This window comes from Moorena sp. SIO3H5, from assembly GCF_010692395.1.
Taxonomy (GTDB): Bacteria; Cyanobacteriota; Cyanobacteriia; order Cyanobacteriales; family Coleofasciculaceae; genus Moorena.
The window spans coordinates 1-16,492 of the sequence record NZ_JAAHHS010000017.1 but is presented as its reverse complement, the minus strand read 5'-3'; the positions used below and the strand labels follow the sequence as shown (position 1 = coordinate 16,492).

Annotated in this window: 13 protein-coding genes; 2 read left to right on the top strand and 11 right to left on the bottom strand. The window is 43.5% G+C overall.

Annotated elements, in window-relative coordinates:
• Window positions 1-290 precede the first annotated feature (290 nt).
• Together dnaG and F6K52_RS03585 are read right to left on the bottom strand one after the other, a co-directional pair.
• Window positions 291-2,258: a DNA primase gene (gene dnaG / locus F6K52_RS03590; RefSeq protein WP_293074163.1), complete on the bottom strand. Its 1,968-nt coding sequence runs from the start codon at window positions 2,256-2,258 to the stop codon at window positions 291-293.
• Between the two features lie 172 nt (window positions 2,259-2,430).
• Window positions 2,431-3,033, bottom strand: coding sequence for a Uma2 family endonuclease (locus F6K52_RS03585; protein WP_293074160.1), 603 nt, complete (start codon window positions 3,031-3,033; stop codon window positions 2,431-2,433).
• A 225-nt stretch (window positions 3,034-3,258) separates the two neighbouring features.
• On the opposite strand from F6K52_RS03585, the gene F6K52_RS03580 reads away from it, so the two are divergent.
• Together F6K52_RS03580 and F6K52_RS03575 are read left to right on the top strand one after the other, a co-directional pair.
• Window positions 3,259-4,245 (top strand): hypothetical protein, encoded by a 987-nt coding sequence (locus F6K52_RS03580; RefSeq protein WP_293074157.1) that lies wholly within the window; start codon window positions 3,259-3,261, stop codon window positions 4,243-4,245.
• A 646-nt stretch (window positions 4,246-4,891) separates the two neighbouring features.
• On the top strand, window positions 4,892-6,172 hold the full coding sequence (locus F6K52_RS03575; protein WP_293074154.1) for a hypothetical protein: 1,281 nt from the start codon (window positions 4,892-4,894) through the stop codon (window positions 6,170-6,172).
• 83 nt (window positions 6,173-6,255) lie between these two features.
• On the opposite strand, the gene F6K52_RS03570 is transcribed toward F6K52_RS03575, so the two are convergent.
• The 9 genes from F6K52_RS03570 to F6K52_RS03530 all read right to left on the bottom strand — a co-directional run.
• On the bottom strand, window positions 6,256-7,530 hold the full coding sequence (locus tag F6K52_RS03570; RefSeq protein WP_293074151.1) for a sodium:proton antiporter: 1,275 nt from the start codon (window positions 7,528-7,530) through the stop codon (window positions 6,256-6,258).
• A gap of 8 nt (window positions 7,531-7,538) precedes the next feature.
• Window positions 7,539-7,715 (bottom strand): hypothetical protein, encoded by a 177-nt coding sequence (locus F6K52_RS03565; RefSeq protein WP_293074146.1) that lies wholly within the window; start codon window positions 7,713-7,715, stop codon window positions 7,539-7,541.
• Window positions 7,716-7,956: 241 nt separating this feature from the next.
• Entirely contained in the window at window positions 7,957-8,571 is a 615-nt protein-coding gene (locus tag F6K52_RS03560) for a CPBP family glutamic-type intramembrane protease (protein ID WP_293074143.1), read from the bottom strand.
• 91 nt (window positions 8,572-8,662) lie between these two features.
• Window positions 8,663-9,238, bottom strand: coding sequence for a GNAT family N-acetyltransferase (locus F6K52_RS03555; RefSeq protein WP_293074139.1), 576 nt, complete (start codon window positions 9,236-9,238; stop codon window positions 8,663-8,665).
• Window positions 9,239-9,554: 316 nt separating this feature from the next.
• On the bottom strand, window positions 9,555-9,983 hold the full coding sequence (locus F6K52_RS03550) for a DUF3574 domain-containing protein (protein ID WP_293074135.1): 429 nt from the start codon (window positions 9,981-9,983) through the stop codon (window positions 9,555-9,557).
• Window positions 9,984-10,136: 153 nt separating this feature from the next.
• Entirely contained in the window at window positions 10,137-12,890 is a 2,754-nt protein-coding gene (locus tag F6K52_RS03545; protein ID WP_293074132.1) for a glucosidase, read from the bottom strand.
• 298 nt (window positions 12,891-13,188) lie between these two features.
• Window positions 13,189-15,213 carry an amylo-alpha-1,6-glucosidase gene (locus F6K52_RS03540; protein WP_293074129.1) on the bottom strand — a complete coding sequence of 675 codons (2,025 nt, stop codon included), beginning with the start codon at window positions 15,211-15,213 and terminating at the stop codon, window positions 13,189-13,191.
• A gap of 22 nt (window positions 15,214-15,235) precedes the next feature.
• The gene (locus tag F6K52_RS03535) at window positions 15,236-15,361 is read right to left on the bottom strand and encodes a hypothetical protein (RefSeq protein ID WP_293074126.1); all 126 of its coding nucleotides are present in this window, start codon (window positions 15,359-15,361) and stop codon (window positions 15,236-15,238) included.
• A 98-nt stretch (window positions 15,362-15,459) separates the two neighbouring features.
• Window positions 15,460-16,492 (bottom strand): glycoside hydrolase 100 family protein (locus F6K52_RS03530; RefSeq protein WP_293074123.1); only part of this gene is annotated, 1,033 nt, incomplete at its 5' end.

The window sequence follows — 16,492 nt, the reverse complement described above, 5'->3', positions numbered from 1 at the left end:
ACCACGGCAGTCGCTCATGGTTAGAAGTTACCGTAAGACAGTTGAGCCTTGTCTTGATGCAGTCGCTCATGGGGGAAACCCCCAAGACCGCGCAAATCACGCTAATCAATAAGTTTTACCCCTTTTCTGCATAGCCGACCAACCATAAAGGCTCAACGTAATCAGGTTTCGTCTCCGGGGGAGACCCCCAAGACCGCGCTGCCTTCCCAAGACCGCGCTGCATCGCTTCCACGCCTGATTAGCATTCCACAAAACTATTCAAATCATTCCATTATGAAGCAACGCCAATTTTATAGTGAATTTAGAGTTAATAGATCTGAAATACCGACCTGACGTATCTTCTCTAATTCAAGAAGCCTGCGATTAGCATCTTGACATTCTTGCCAATAGTATTGCTTACCTTGGCAATCATTACTAATGTCAATTTTTTGCCATTGCTCTAAACAATAGCGCCGATGTTTTTCCAAAGCTACTATTTCTAGAGAAGCTGCTGCTGCCTGTATTACCATCGGGGCTCGCAAAATATCTTCTTTACAGGCTTCGTCAAGATGAAACAGATGGGCGACTTGAGTAATTTCCCTAGGAAATTGTAAACTCCGGTCTTGTAAACGGGAGATTAGCTGTTCAGGGGTGGTAGTGTGAAACTCTGTCCCTATCCCTTGCAGTTCAATAATTTGTTGCCACAAGAATCGATGATGAGAGAGACTAAACAGTAAATCTCCCTGGTCTAGAGTATCAATAATTGTTTGTCGATACTCCGGACAGTGTAAATAAATCCGTAATAGTAAGGCTTCGGCTCTTTCTAAAAGGATGCGCTCTTTACCAACAGGTAGGTTTGAGTCTTGATTACCCTGTTGTTTCGGTTTCTTTAACCGAGGTGAGGATTTCTTAAAGGCAGCTCTCAGGGGTTTTTGGAGTTGAGTTTGGAAATTTTCTATGTATAGAGATACTAGTTTACCTTGTCCTTGACTGAGAATTTGAGCACAGTGGTTAATATAATAAGTGAGCTGATTAATGTCGTCCAATTGCTTTAGTAACTTAACCATAGCTTGGGCGACTTGCTGAAATTGATTGGCTTGTTGGAGGTCTTTGCCAATCAGGAGTTGATCAATCTGCCAATCCAGCCACAAGGGAGCATTGAGCAACAGTTGTTGGTATTGTTCCGTAGCGTCAGGAGCGGATTTGAGGAATTCATCAGCATCTTTGCCATCCGGTAGGTTGAGTACCCGTAGTTGGACAAGCCCTTGGTAAGCTAAGTTAGCAATTTCTGCAATGGCTCTTTGGGCAGCAGTGGTCCCAGCAGCATCCGCATCAAAGTTGAGCACAATTTGCTTGGATTCAGTATAGCGCGATAGTTGCCGGACTTGATCTAAACTAAAAGCGGTACCAAGGGAGGCGACTGTATTAGTAATTCCTGCAGCATGGAGTGCGATCGCATCAAAATATCCTTCTACCACTACAGCTTGGTCTTCCTTGGTAATAGAATTACGAGCTTTATCTAGGGCAAAGAGGGTTTTACTTTTATCAAACAGGGGAGTTTCTGGAGAGTTGAGGTATTTCGGTTGCTCATCCCCGAGACTTCTACCACCAAAGCCAATCACTCTACCTTGGGTGTCGTGGATGGGAATCATAATGCGATCGCGAAAGCCATCATAATACCCACCATTGTCCCTAGGCTTAATCAATCCCGCTTCCTCAACTAGCTTCACTGGCTTCCGTTTGTGTTCCACCAGATAGCGGTAGATAGTTTGCCAACTAGCTGGAGCATAGCCTAGCGCGAAGGTAATAATGGTTTCCTCACTCAGTCCCCTTTGACCGCACAAATACTCTAGCGCCTTTTGTCCTTGGGGTTGTCTAAGGGCATGTTGATAGAAAGCTGTTGCTAAGGCCAGAATCTCGTAGAGTTGCTCTTGTAGAGACAGTTGCCGTTGTAATTGCTCCCGTTGTTCCGGTTGGAGGGTTTGGACTGGCACCTGGTAGCGCTGTGCCAAATCCAGCACCACATCTGAGAAGGAGTGCTTGCCAATCTCCATCAGGAATTTAATCGCATTCCCCCCAGCTTGGCAGCCGAAGCAGTAATACAGTTGTTTAGAGGGACTGACCGTGAAACTGGGAGTTTTTTCCTCATGGAAGGGGCAGAGACCGACATGGTCTTTGCCACGCTTACGCAATACCACATGCTCCGAGATGACATCCACAATGTCAGACCGTTCCTTAACTGCTTCAATAGTGTTTGGGTGTAGCCGTGGAATGTTCATGGCTCGATTAGTGGTTACAATCAACAGGGTGTTTTAATAGAATTCGCGAAATTCCCCCGAGTAGCGCGAAGCAGGCGGGGGATGCATAGCGAAAGGGTTTTGTGATCAAATAATGAAGAATGTAATTCTAAATTCGCGCATTCTAAATTCGCGCATTCTTCTATTAAGACCCTTACCAAATTTTCTCCAGCTTTAGCACAAAACCAGGCAAAACTGGCTCACCGCTAACAGTAGCAGGATTGTCTAACTGTTCAGTTTCCACCCCAGGACGATAAACATAAACCCGTCGATGCTTGCGGTCTATCAGCCAGCCCAGCTTTGCCCCATTATCTATATACTCGGTCATTTTATTTTGCAAGGTTTGTAGCTTGTCACTAGGAGAGCGTAATTCCACGACAAAATCAGGACAGATGGGAGCAAACCTTTCCTGTTTCTCGGTTGGGATGGTATCCCAACGCTCTACCTTAATCCACGCAGCATCAGGGGAACGTTCTGCACCATTGGGAAGCTTGAAACCAGTAGAGGAATCAAAGCCAATGCCTGTACCGTCGTCATCCGTCCAGTTGGCAAGCTGTTGAATTAGTTTGAAATTTCGGTTTCCTGTTACTCCCCCCGTTGGAGACATAATAATGATTTCTCCTGCCGATGTGCGTTCAATGCGTAATTTTTGGTTAATCTGACAAAATTCAAAGAACTGGTCATCATTCATATCCAGTGCTGGAGGCATTCTCAGCAAAATCGCACTGGTTTCAACAGGTGTGGTGGCTACTGTCATGACTAATTAGGTGGCTTCGAGCACTGTGAGGAATTTTTTCTATTCTAAGGGGAGCGCCCAGAGTGCTTTTAAGGTGTAGTGCCATTTTAGTATGACGTCTGTGGGCAAGACTTGACAGAAGATGGTGTTTCAGGTCTTGGTCAAAAAGTCAAGATCCATGGGATCTGTTTTTAGCCAGTTAATCGGTGAAAGGCTACTAATACTACCCCCAAAGAATTAGGATTAATGACCCGACAGCCACACGACCAATTTGCCAAACAGTATCTCACGGAGTTGCTAACACCTCATGGTCAGGTGCAAATTAGCCGGGAAATAACCAGTGAAGTTCGTCAAGTGGATATTTGGTTTCTACCAACACCTTCTTCATCCACACCACTCCAGGTTTTAGGATTGCTCGGTCAGATGGTATCTACGGCCTGTTTAGTGGAACCATTCCGCAATGCCATCGGGTACATGGCGGTGCGCAATTGTCTGCTGAAGTTGTTTGCCCTCTACGGTGACCTGCAGCGCAAGGCACGACGAGAGAAAAACTCTGTCAGTGAAACCGACTTACCCTGTTTATGGATTCTGTCCCCTTCCTGTTCAACCAAGCTATTGAATGGTTTTGGTGCCAAACTTGATGATTCAGGGAATTGGGTCGAGGGAGTCTATTTTTTGCCTGAGTTGTTCAAGACAGCTCTGGTGGCCATAAACCAGCTACCTCTTACAGAAGAAACCCTCTGGTTGAGAGTTTTGGGACGCAATCGCACTCAAACCCAAGCCATTAACGAATTGGTGGCACTGCCAGTCGGGCACCCTTTACGGGGCAACATCTTAGAGATTCTGGCCAACTGGCGCATCAAAATAGAGGAGAGTGAAGATTTAACTGAAGATGAGAGGGAATTAATTATGAATTTATCACCAGCTTATTTGCGTTGGCGGGAAGAAACTTTAGAACAAGGCCGGGAACAAGGCCGGGAACAAGGCCGGGAACAAGGCCGGGAACAAGGCCGGGAACAAGGCCGGGAACAAGGCCGAGAACAAGGCAATTTAGAGGGACAGCGCCTGATGGTGGAGAATCTACTGGCAGGGCGTTTTGGCAGTATTGATCTTGAGTTATCCCAGACGATTGAGCCTTTGATGCAGTTGCCGATCACAGAGCGTACTCAGGTGCTGCTTAACCTGTCCCGTCAGGAACTGTTGGAGAGGTTTAGAAAGAGTCTATCTGATTGATAGGAAGTGTAAGCATTAAGCCGTCAGCGATCAGCTTCTTGAGGGTTTTACATCATCACTCATGACTCGTCCCAGGGCTAAATGCCTATGTTTGTCTGTCAGCCATGCAAAGCGCGAGTGTGGGAAACCATGGCAGTTGCCCATTAGGTGCCCTTGATTGAAAAGCTGACTGCTCAGAAGCTGATCGCTGAATTATTACAGCTATAGTGTATCTGTTTAACCATTTAAAGGTAACTTGTAAACTGGTATAGTTTTCTGATTAAATCAAGTTTTTTTAAAAGTCTTGCCAGATAAATAAAAATCTAGTCAATTAGCAAATTAATCACACAATGTGAACAAAAAAAAATTACCATCATAAATGAATACTTTATTATTTTTTGTGAATTAATTAAACAAAAACGATCCAATAGACGTAATTATAACAAGCATTGTTCACGAAAAAAATCTGTAAAGACATTATAAATAACCTCTATACAGACTTTATAAATAAAATTTATACTCTGTTTATTGATCAGGGATTGCATAGATTCACTGAATGCTGATAGGTGACCGCTGACATGATAGCGAATAGCTAAAGATTCGTTGGTTTAAAAGCCAATACAACACCCTGACATTACTAGTTAGTTATAAACAGAAAGATAGCTATATGATCAATATAATCATACGTTCCATATACGAGATCCAAGGTGAAGGTCATATCTCACCATTCGTTGGTCAGTCTGTCGGCACTACAGGTATTGTGACTGGGGTAGCGAGCAACGGCTTTTATCTACAAGACCCTTATGGAGATAATAATGATGCCACCTCAGATGGAATTTTTGTCTTTACCGATTCTACTCCTACGGTCAGCATCGGTGACGAGGTGCAAGTGAGTGGTGATGTCGAAGAATTTCGGCCTAGTAACCGTTCCAATGACTTAACCCTGACTCAAATTACTAACCTGACTAATCTTAGGGTCTTATCATCGAACAACCCTTTACCTACTGCAGTGGTTATCGGTGAAGACCGTATACTACCTACAGAAATTATTGATAATAATGAATCTACTGACAGCATTGACTTCTACGAAAGCCTAGAAGGGATGCGGGTGCAAATCAATAATGCTGTAGCAGTTTCTGCCACCAATAGCTTTGGTGAAATTTGGGCGGTTCCAGGTAATGTCAATGCTATTAGTGACGGTGACTTCAATCCAGAGCGAATTCAGATTGATGATACTCTATTGAATGGCACCTCTCCTATCGTTAATGTCGGTGACGAGCTCGGTACTGTAACAGGAGTACTTAGCTACAGTTTCGGTAACTTTGAACTCCAGTTTACTGAACCAATTAGTCCTACATCCGGTAACCTAACGCCAGAAATAACACATACAGAAACGTTACCAATTGTCGATGCCAACAGTGAGTTTGCTGAGGAAGCTAGGGACCAGGACCTAATTTTGGCTCCCTTGACCTTACCTGAGCCAACTATTATCAATGGCACAGCAGGTAGTGATCAGCTGAATGGTACTGATAACAATGACATTATCACTGGTTTCCAAGGTCGAGATCTGCTGACTGGTGGTGGTGGTAATGATCAGTTTGTGTACACCTCACAGCGAGATGCTGGCGATCAGATCACCGACTTTGAAGTGGGAAGTGACAAAATTGTTCTTACTGAGTTATTTAATAATAACGGAATTACAGTTGCTAATTATGCGGATGCGATTAATCAGGGCTTTCTGAGTTTTGGTTCACAGGATAATTATGCTGTTGTTTTGTTTGACAAAGATGGTTCGGATGACAGCAATTATCAAGGGGTTTTCAGGGAATTAGAACAAGAATTTCCGTTTCCTTCTTTAAATAGCAACTCAGATGGAAGTCAGATATTTATTGTTCTCGAAGATGTTGATGTTGTTGAGCTCCATGATGCTAGTAATTTTGTGATCTAAAATGTTTTTCGCGTAGAGTTGCCGTTCGCGTAGCGTGGCCTAAAGGCCAAAAGGCCAAGGTTCAAGCTACTCCCTACTCCCTATCATTTGCGCCAAGACAAACGAACAGGCATTTCCGACCGTGGCATCAATTCTGGGATCTCATGGGTAGCTTTAAACCTTGCCATACGCTTACCATACCAGTTAGCTCCTGGAAAAGCCGTTAAACCATGAGCAAACACACTAATCAACACAGTTACTACCATAGTGCTAAACATCACTTCACTACCCTGAATTCCATCCCCCTCTAAAATTAGTAAACCATACAATATTGAAGCCACTCCCCTCGGTCCAAACCAGCCCAGAAATAAGATAGTATACCAACGCAACTTCATACCAATCACGCTAATAGCAACCCCTACCATCCGAGCAATAGTAAGAGTCGCAACGGCGTATAATACCATCTGCCAATTGACGCTATCGAGAGCAGGAAACACCATCATTGAGCCATAAATCATAAAAATCAGCAGCACCAGCAACTGTCCCTCTGCTTCTCCAAACTCATACAAACAATCACAAATTGATGGAGCTGTATTCCCTAGGGTTAAGCCAGCACAAAACGCGGCAATAAAACCATTTCCCCCCACTAATTCTGCGATCGCATAAGCGCATAAGGACACTCCTAATACCGATAAATCTTCAAAACTATGAGTAATCCACTTGTAGCGAACACTCTGTGACACCAACCAACCGCCAATATAGCCAACTGCTACCCCAACGATTGGCCCGAGAATAACTTGCATTGCAGCAAAGCGAAACCAAAAGCTTGCTGTTCCCGTCCCTTCCATTGTTCCAGCTAAGGAAAGGAAAATTAATAGAATCGGTAAACAAATACCATCATTCAAACCACTTTCAACATTGAGGGATTGACGAATACAAATCGGAACACGAGGGCTGCTGACCACCGCTTGTCCTAAAGCCGCATCAGTGGGAGCCAGAATTGTTGCCAAGGCTGCTGCTTCCCAGAATTCTAACCTACCTCCAAGCAACAGTACTGCCAAAATTGTTCCTAGGATAATTGTCAGCGGTAGACCAATACCTAACAGACGTACCGGTAAATTGTAGTCTCGACGCAACAGTTTAAGATTAATCCGAGAAGCATCAGTGAATAAAACCAGAATCAAGGTAAATTCAGCAATTATCCGAACAAGCTCATGCTCTACCTCCAGATTCAATAAACCCAACAATTGCGGACTCAATAAAATTCCAAAGATAACAAAAGCCATCGGTGGAGTAATCACACTTTTCTCAATGCGCCCAGAAATTAAACCAAACCCAAGGATAAATAGGGCAATAATCGCAAATAGTTCAGTGTTCATGAAATTGACTAAGTCCTGAGTGTGTCAGTGTGATAGCAAAGGGAATAGGGAACAGGGAACAGGGAACAGGGAACAGGGAACAGGGAGTAGGCAATAGGCAATAGGCAATAGGCAATAGGCAATAGGCAATAGGCAATAGGCAATAGGCAATAGGCAATAGGCAATAGGCAATAGGCAATAGGCAATAGCTAAAAAAATGTTTACCTCATAGTTATGATGGAGTTAAAAAGTGTGCTCTTCCGATGACAATAGGCAATAGGCAATAGGCAATAGGCAATAGGCAATAGGCAATAGGCAATAGGCAATAGGCAATAGGCAATAGGCAATAGGCAATAGGCAATAGCTAAAAAAATGTTTACCTCATAGTTATGAAAAACGCTGATAGCTGATAGCTGATAGCTGATAGATGATAGCTGATAGCTTTAGTTACAAAAGTCTGCTTTTGCCACCCAAGCCAATCAGCCAGATCACAACAAACAACCAGTGAATGACGACAGCTGTCCAGATGGAGCCACTTTGAAGATAAGCAATAGTACAAATAATTCCCAAAAGCGCAGCTAAAAATAGAAAAATCGGCTTAAAAAATGTTTGCCGTGCTGCCGGATAGAAGGTTATAGCATTCAGAGGATGATAGATAACAAAAATGAATAAACTGACTGTAGACCAAGCGGCTATTGAAATTAATGAAGGGTTTTCTGAGGGATGAGGTAATAATAAAACCCGGAAAAATATCTCTTCAAGTATTGCTGGGGTAAACAGAGCAGTTATCATAATCTTTAGCACTGGATGCCAATAGGTTTTGACATTAACAGCATTTAGATCAGTTTTGCTGAATAAAGGAGATAATGGGGGATTATCAATAGTAAGTAATTTCTGATCCAGTTGCAGAAAGCCATTACGTAAACCAATCGGTAAAGCAATTAAACCATAAATCATAATTAAGATAACTACAATTACCCAAGCTTGACCATCAGGAAACGTTAATATCCCAGCCATCAAACGCTCGGTAACTCTTTCAGCAAATTTGGCTGACATCTCCATAGTGACATCTCCATAACCATTAATATAAAGATGTTAATACTTCTAAAGATTTACCAAACCATGACGCGTTCGCTAGCCAACGCCCTTCGGGCTAATCGCCTTTGGCGGAAGCTTTGCGTGACTCGCTAGCCAACGCCCTTCGGGCTAATCGCAAAAATTTAAGCACTCCAGGTTTAGACTCTCCATCAATCTTAATAAATCCATTTTTTTCTAAAACTCGGATAGATGAAATTAATTCCGGTAACGTCTGTGCGATCACGCCCTCAATTGTGACATGGGAAAATGCCCAACTGATCAGTGCCTTCACTGCTTCCGTAGCGTATCCAACCCTTTGAAACTCTGGTAGCACAGAATAGCCGATTTCTACCATACCATCCGGGGTAGCTTGTCCCTTAAAACCACCAATACCGATTAATACTCGTTCATTTCTGCTCTTGTCTAGAAGAACAAAATACCAGCACCACCAACCAATCTGATCCGAACCCTCCCTTAACTGTTGTGCAGTAAATCCCATCGTGCCAGGATGATGACCTTCTGGGGGCCAAGCTTTTGGAATGCGGGCATCAATTAAAACAGTAAACCGTGAGGGAGTCATTTCTGATTGCACCAGTTCTGGTGTACCGGCAATAAGTTCCAATCGATCTGTGGTGATGCTGATGTAAGTCAAGGTTAAAAATTTCCCATATCAAAGATTTAATAAGTTTTAATTTAATGTTTAAATAAAGGTTGAAATTTGCTTTTTATTAACATCCATTTTTGTATTCGTTACCAGGGTAAGCGCAAGAATCAATAAGCCTAGGCTTATTGATAAAAAAACCGCGCCATTCTCAACAAATTAATTCTATTGCGAGTACAGTTATACTAGATTATAGGGGTTTCGAGCCACGATCAACCGATATCCATCCAATCCACATTATGGGCAATTTTTTCTTGCGCTTACCCTGGTTTCAATGAATTATATCGTGTCCAGATGTACCATCGATTCAAAATGAGACACAGTTTATCTCATCAAGACGCATAACTGAGTCTTGTTGGAATTGTGACTTATAGGCGGCACGGATATCTTCAATAGCTTGCTCTGCCTTTGCAGAGCGCTTATAAAGGATCATCACCATACGGGACTCCTCCTGTATTGTCTTGTCTGTTTTAGCATCTCGCCATTGTCCTGATATTTTGTCAATGCTTAGCCCATCTGGAAATCGAGGGCTTATTACATTATCAAGGAAATTTTGCCATACTAGAGGTTCCACTTTTCCGCCACCAGGGATGTTTAAACCAAAATAGAGTTCAACCTTAGACATGGTTTGGCCTTCTACTGGACAAGATGATGATGCGAGATTGCTTTGAGGGAAAGTCAACAAAAATAATACAAAAATTACTACCACACAAATGAAGTTACTTAATGTTTTCATAGTTAGACAATGAGCTCTTATATCACTATAGTACCGTAGCATAATTTAACGTTTATTTATGCCCACCTACTTAATTGAGCCAGAGTTATGTAATAACTATACCGGTAGGATCCCCCTACCACTGACGTCTTAAATAAAAGTATTGTCCAGAAATCATTTAGACTCACTACACTCAGCACATTGTTGGATCAGTTTGGCAATTAATCCAGTCCAACCAGTTTGGTGGCTGGCTCCAACTCCTAAGCCGCTATCGCCATGGAAATATTCATAAAATAAAATTAGATTGTGCCAATTCTGATCAGTTTGAAATTCATTAATTTTGCCATAAATAGGACGATGACTAGATTGATTTTTCTGGAAAATCCTAATCAGACGCCGGGATAGTTCTACAGAAACTTCTCCAAGGGTCATCAGATTACCTGACCCTGTCGGGCATTCCACTTTAAAGGTATCTCCTAAATAGTAATGGAAGGTTTGTAATGATTCAATTAACAGATAGTTAAGGGGCATCCAAATTGGACCACGCCAGTTAGAATTTCCTCCAAATAACCCATTACTAGATTCAGCAGGTTCGTAGTCTACACGATGTTCGTGATCATTGACATAAAATCGATAAGGATTATCCTTATGAAACTTAGAAATGCCTCGGATACCATAGTCACTTAAAAACTCATTTTCATCCAATAACTTGCTCAGAATGCGGCGGAATTTATCACTTTCTAGTACTTTTCCAACATTCATATAACATAGAGCAAGCATCCGCTTTGCCCCTACTCCCTGAGTTTCCATACAAGCAACATTGCGTTTGAGATCAGGGCGATGTTGAATAAACCACTCCAATCGTTTTTTAAAACCCGGAAGTTTATTGAGGGTCTCTGGTTCTATAGTAGTGACGGCAAACAGAGGAATTAACCCTACCATGGAGCGTACTTTAAGGCGCAATTGTTCCCGATTAGGTAAGTATAGGACATCATAGAAAAAACCATCCTCTTCATCCCACAATTGCGTCTCATCTTCCCCAATATTATTCATCGCAGCGGCAATGTAGAGGAAGTGTTCAAAAAACTTAGTAGCCATGTCTTCATAGACAGGGTTTTCTAACGCTAATTCTAGGGCAATAGTGAGCATATTAAGACAGTACATGGCCATCCAGCTGGTGCCATCGGATTGCTCAATATACCCTCCGCTTGGAAGGTCTGAACTGCGGTCAAATACTCCAATATTGTCTAAGCCTAAAAACCCCCCTTCAAATACATTGTTGCCATCGAAATCTTTGCGGTTAACCCACCAGGTAAAGTTCAGCAGAAGCTTTTGAAAGACCCGTTCTAAAAACTGGCGATCGCTTTTTCCATGGAACTGTTTTTCCAGCTGATAAACTTGCCAGGTTGCCCACCCATGCACGGGAGGATTAACATCTGAAAAGTTCCATTCATAGGCGGGAATTTGCCCATTGGGATGCATATACCACTCTCGCGTCATTAAGTCAAGTTGATTCTTAGCAAAATCTGGATCAATCATTGCTAAGGGGATGCAGTGGAATGCCAAATCCCATGCCGCAAACCAGGGATATTCCCATTTATCAGGCATAGAAACAATATCGGCATTGTTGAGATGATTCCATTGCTGATTCCTGACTTTGAGGCGTTCTGGTGGAGGTGGGGGTTGATTGGGGTCACCCTTGAGCCAGGTTTCTACATCGTAGTAGTAATACTGTTTACTCCACAATAGTCCTGCGAAGGCTTGACGCTGAATATTACGGTGATCATCATTGATTCCGGGTGGTGCGATCGCCTTTGGCGCGGCTGAGGCCTTTGGCCACGCTTCGCGTTCGCGTAGCGTCGGCTTTGCCGAAACGCCGATCGCATGGTAAAACTGATCTGCTTCTGAGCGACGGGTGGCAATAATCCGTGAAAACTCACTGCCAAAGGGTTGGGGGATATTGGGAGCATCACTCAGCCACAGCTTAATCACCCGAGTCTCCCCAGGACCAATAGTAAATCGGTAATGGGGAGCAACTTTTGTGCCGACTTTGCTAGGATTGACAGCATTCTTCTCACCTTGAACCACATAGTTATTAATGCCATCTTTAACATAGGCAGACTGATTTTCTACCCCAAACAAGCGCTGATAATTGGTTTCGTTATCAGTAAATAATAATTCTGGTGAACCCTCACAGTAAAACCAGCGTTGTCCTAATGTGGGATGGGAGGCTTCCAGCACACTGAATTGCTGATCAGATTTAGCAACCTTGATTAACGGTTTGGGAGCATTAGGATTCCAAGACCAAGTATTGCGGAACCAGAGAGTAGGTAAGATATGGAGGGTTTGAGGATCTGGTCCTCGATTAATGGCAGTAATTTGGATTAAAATTTGCTCCGCTGACGCTTTGGCATACTCTAGGAATACATCATAGTAACGATTTTCCTGGAATACCCCTGTATCGAGCAGTTCAAACTCTGGTGCAAGCGGACCCCGACGTTGGTTTTCCTCGACTAGCCAAGTATAGGGAAACTCAGCTTGGGGATATTTGTACAATCCCTTCATGTAGGAGTGGGTAGGAGTACTATCTAGATAGAAATAATACTCTTTAACATCTTCCCCGTGATTACCTTCAGTGCCGGTTAAACCATAAATCCGTTCTTTAAGGATCGGGTCTTTACCGTTCCATAGCGCTAGGGCAAAACACAAATACTGTTGATCATCACAAATACCCAAAATACCATCTTCGCCCCAACGGTAAGTACGCGATCGCGCCTGGTCATGGGTAAAATAATCCCACGCTTGTCCATTCGGGCTATAGTCTTCCCGTACTGTTCCCCACTGTCGCTCACTTAGGTAAGGCCCCCAGCGTTTCCAGTGGATAATGTGATTGCGAGCTTCTTCCAGTCTTTGATGTTCTTCAGTCATAACTCAGGCCAGCTGCATCGGTTTTAAAATTTTTAGCTTAGTTGTTAGTTGGTTTAAGGTTAGTTAGTTTAAGGTTTAAGGTCTGAATGCAATCAAGTATAGTTTGAACAGTTACTAATTAGCCATTACAAATTAATAATTATTAATTAATATCAATCATCAATTACCAATCATCAATTACCAATTATCAATGATTAGGAGGTACACTCAACTTTCTTATCCCGACTCCCGACTCCCGCCCTAAATCTAAAAAACCTACCCCTGTCAGGTGTCCCCGTATCGCCGTGTAGCGCGTTAATTATGGGTAATTATTCCAATTTGAGATCAGCAACCAAGCACGAAGCACTTCTGCTACACTCCACGCTTGGGCAAAACATCCTCGTGGGGTCATGGGGGCATCCCCGTCGAAAATTTCACTAATGCTACCTACACAAGCAGCTTGGAGGTGATTGGCTATGGGTTCAAGAAAAGTCAGGGCTGTGGTAGGATCGTTGTATACACGTAAATGAGCTTGGACAAAATGTCCGATTAACCAAGCCCAAGTCGTTCCTTGGTGATAAACGCTGTCTCGCTCAACAGGATTGCCACCGTAGTGTCCACTGTATTGGGGATGATCCTCAGAAAGCGATCGCAATCCATAGGAAGTCAGCAAAGTTCGAGCAATCGTATCCACCAAACTGCGCTGTTGCTCCCTATCCAGTAGGGGAGTAAGGCTTGTGCCCCGTGTATGGCTTCCCCTTCCCATTGGTAATGATACTGCAAAAATCTGATTAGGTCGCAATGCCGCATCATCTCCAGACTGGGTATCCAGCACATCATAGCAGTAGCCTAGAGAGCTATTCCAAAACCGCTGAAAGCCTAAGGCGGTCTCCTGTGCCATCTGCTCATACTCTTGGTAGGGTTTACCCAAGGTCTGACCTAAGGTTATCATGACTCCCAAAGCGTTGTACCACAGGGCATTTATCTCTACAGGCTTACCGACGCGAGGCGTTACCACCCAATCCCCGATTTTGCCATCCATCCAAGTCAGCTGGACTCCCGCTTCCCCTGCATAAATTAAACCATCGTTATCCAAGTGAATGCTGTAGCGAGTTCCCCGACGATGCCAGTCAATCACCTCTTCTAAAATTGGAAACAATTCCGCTATCAACGCCTGATCCTGCGTTGCTTCGTAATAGGCACGGATTGCCTCGAAATACCAGAGCGTAGCATCCACGGTATTGTATTCTGGTTCCGTTCCTACATCTGGGAACAGATTAGGTAACATCCCTTGATCAATATAACGGGCAAAGGTGCGGAGAATAGTGCGAGCAACCTCAGGACGACCGGTCGAGAGAGTTAATCCTGGCAAGCTGATCATGGTATCACGCCCCCAATCCCCAAACCAAGGGTAGCCTGCGATAATCGTTTTATCATCAGGTGCATCTGCTAACGGGCGGTTGACTATAAATTGGTCAGCCGCCCATACTAATTGTCGGATCCAACTGGGGGTCGTTTTGAGCTCATGGGCAGCATCCCAACTGTTGATTAACTGCTGCTGGTATTGATAATGAGCTTCATAGGCTGTGTTGCCATCAAGTTCAGGATGTTCTTCAGTGCTGACCACCAGAGTCAGGGATTCCCCAACCTTAAGCTGGGTCTCAAAGGTGGCGACATGGAGATGATCTTCGCGTCCGCTTAATCCACGATACCGTTCCACTGATAAATCAAAGCCTATTGTCCAATCGTGGTGTAGGGAGATCTCACCCCGATCAGCCAACAGGCAAAATGGAACAGCCCCCTCAAATGCTGTTACCCACACTCCCCTTTCCACCGGAGTAATCTCCATCCGCCAATCCCCGCCATAGGTACTACCATGGTGATCCCGATAATTGACCAAAGCTTTCAGAGATAATGTAATCGGTTTACTTGCACGGACTAGGGTGTAGCGACTATAGGTTGTATTGGCTCCCTGCTGCATCCATAGTTGCTTTTCTACCAGTGCATCGGCACAAGCAAACCTCCAAACCGGAATAGTTCCCTCCAACCGAAAGGACTCAATGGTTTTATACCCGTGGGGGTCTACTGTGCCATCTGCCCAACGGTTAGTATACAGGGGATAGTATTGGTCTTGATATTGAATCGTTTCATCTAACTTAGTCACCAGCAGGGTACGATTCAAGGGGGGCTTGAGAGCAGCAATCAGCAATCCATGATAACGTCGGGTGACTAGACCAGCTATTGTCCCTGATGCGTAGCCTCCAATTCCATTGGTAACTAGCCATTCCCGTGATTCTGCTGTGGCTAGATTACCGCAAATTTCTCGTCCCAAGTCATTAGTCATTACTCATTATAACTGTTTTTATTTAGGTAAGGTACATTTTTTTAGGGAGCAGGGAGCAGGGAGCAGTCAATAGGAAAGAGTAAAGAGGGAAGAAGGTACAAATTATGTGTACCTCATTAAAGTCAAAAATACTATAGTCATTAGTCATTGGAAATTTTGGTAATTCTTAATTTAAAATTGGTACTAACCAAGTACCAATTTTAAATTATTTTAAGTCAGTTTAAGTTAATTGAAATTAATTTAAAATTATTTGTTCATGGCAACAATTTCTGCAATATCCATAGAGCAAATCATCACAGCAGTGTCCTCAAAACTGACTAAGTTAAGATGTTCAGGATTATCTATCAACTGTTGTGCTGCTAATAATCCAGCAATTGTCCAGGTTTGAAATTTCCTGGCTTTCTTGCCAATCAGGCGACCATTTTTACCATCATAGTACTCTGGCCAGTTATCTTTAAGCAGGCATTGGGAAGCAATGGTTATGGCTTTACGGGCCAGTTCAGATTTCCCAGTTTTTTGTGCTGCTGCTGCTAATTCCCACAACAAGAACGGCCAACTACCTGCATTATGGTAAGACCAAGGAGTATTTTTGGGATCACAACCTGTGATAATTTGCCAATCGCGACCTTCCAAAGCCGGATAACAAACTTTCATGGGCATTTCTCCCACTAAATCTTCCCACCGTTGCTCGATCAAGTCCATAATGGCTTGGGATTGTTCTTCATCAGCTAGGGACGTAATAATTGCCATTAAATTACCTTGGGCAAAAAAGCGAAAATCCATCCGCCCTGGTCCAAGGTTACCCACAAAATATCCCCCTGAATCTGGCAACCATTGCATTAGCCAATCAGGAATAGTGTCAGCATAGACATTAAACTTATTAGTTGCCGCTTCACCGAACTCTTCCACATCGTAGCGATAGATTTCCTTGAGGCGGTCTAAATTCAACCAATAGTAATTCCGAATATGAAAAGTCAGATGACCCAAGCGCTCCTTGACCACAGGAACGTAATCATCCTCTGGCAACAACAACTCACTCGCTGCCTGCAACGCAGTGTAGAATAGGGCTTGAATATCCAACGGATAGCCATCAACTCCCATCCGTCGGTCAATCATGAAGGCACCATCGGGAACCAACATGGTGGGAAACAGATCAAATCGTTTAGTAAGACACAGATCTAAAATTAATTTGATTCCCCGTTGGAACCTTGTCTGATTGGCAAGGGCTTGTGAAGGGAAAGGATGAAAATCTAGGTGGTGGCCGTATCTTAAAAAAAAA

What these genes read in the sequence shown, in the direction of transcription:
- dnaG (WP_293074163.1), bottom strand. Translation starts at nt 2,258, where the DNA reads ATGAACATTCCACGGCTACACCCAAACACTATTGAAGCAGTTAAGGAA.
- F6K52_RS03585 (WP_293074160.1), bottom strand. Translation starts at nt 3,033, where the DNA reads ATGACAGTAGCCACCACACCTGTTGAAACCAGTGCGATTTTGCTGAGA.
- F6K52_RS03580 (WP_293074157.1), top strand. Translation starts at nt 3,259, where the DNA reads ATGACCCGACAGCCACACGACCAATTTGCCAAACAGTATCTCACGGAG.
- F6K52_RS03575 (WP_293074154.1), top strand. Translation starts at nt 4,892, where the DNA reads ATGATCAATATAATCATACGTTCCATATACGAGATCCAAGGTGAAGGT.
- F6K52_RS03570 (WP_293074151.1), bottom strand. Translation starts at nt 7,530, where the DNA reads ATGAACACTGAACTATTTGCGATTATTGCCCTATTTATCCTTGGGTTT.
- F6K52_RS03560 (WP_293074143.1), bottom strand. Translation starts at nt 8,571, where the DNA reads ATGGAGATGTCAGCCAAATTTGCTGAAAGAGTTACCGAGCGTTTGATG.
- F6K52_RS03550 (WP_293074135.1), bottom strand. Translation starts at nt 9,983, where the DNA reads ATGAAAACATTAAGTAACTTCATTTGTGTGGTAGTAATTTTTGTATTA.
- F6K52_RS03545 (WP_293074132.1), bottom strand. Translation starts at nt 12,890, where the DNA reads ATGACTGAAGAACATCAAAGACTGGAAGAAGCTCGCAATCACATTATC.
- F6K52_RS03540 (WP_293074129.1), bottom strand. Translation starts at nt 15,213, where the DNA reads ATGACTAATGACTTGGGACGAGAAATTTGCGGTAATCTAGCCACAGCA.
- F6K52_RS03535 (WP_293074126.1), bottom strand. Translation starts at nt 15,361, where the DNA reads ATGACTAATGACTATAGTATTTTTGACTTTAATGAGGTACACATAATT.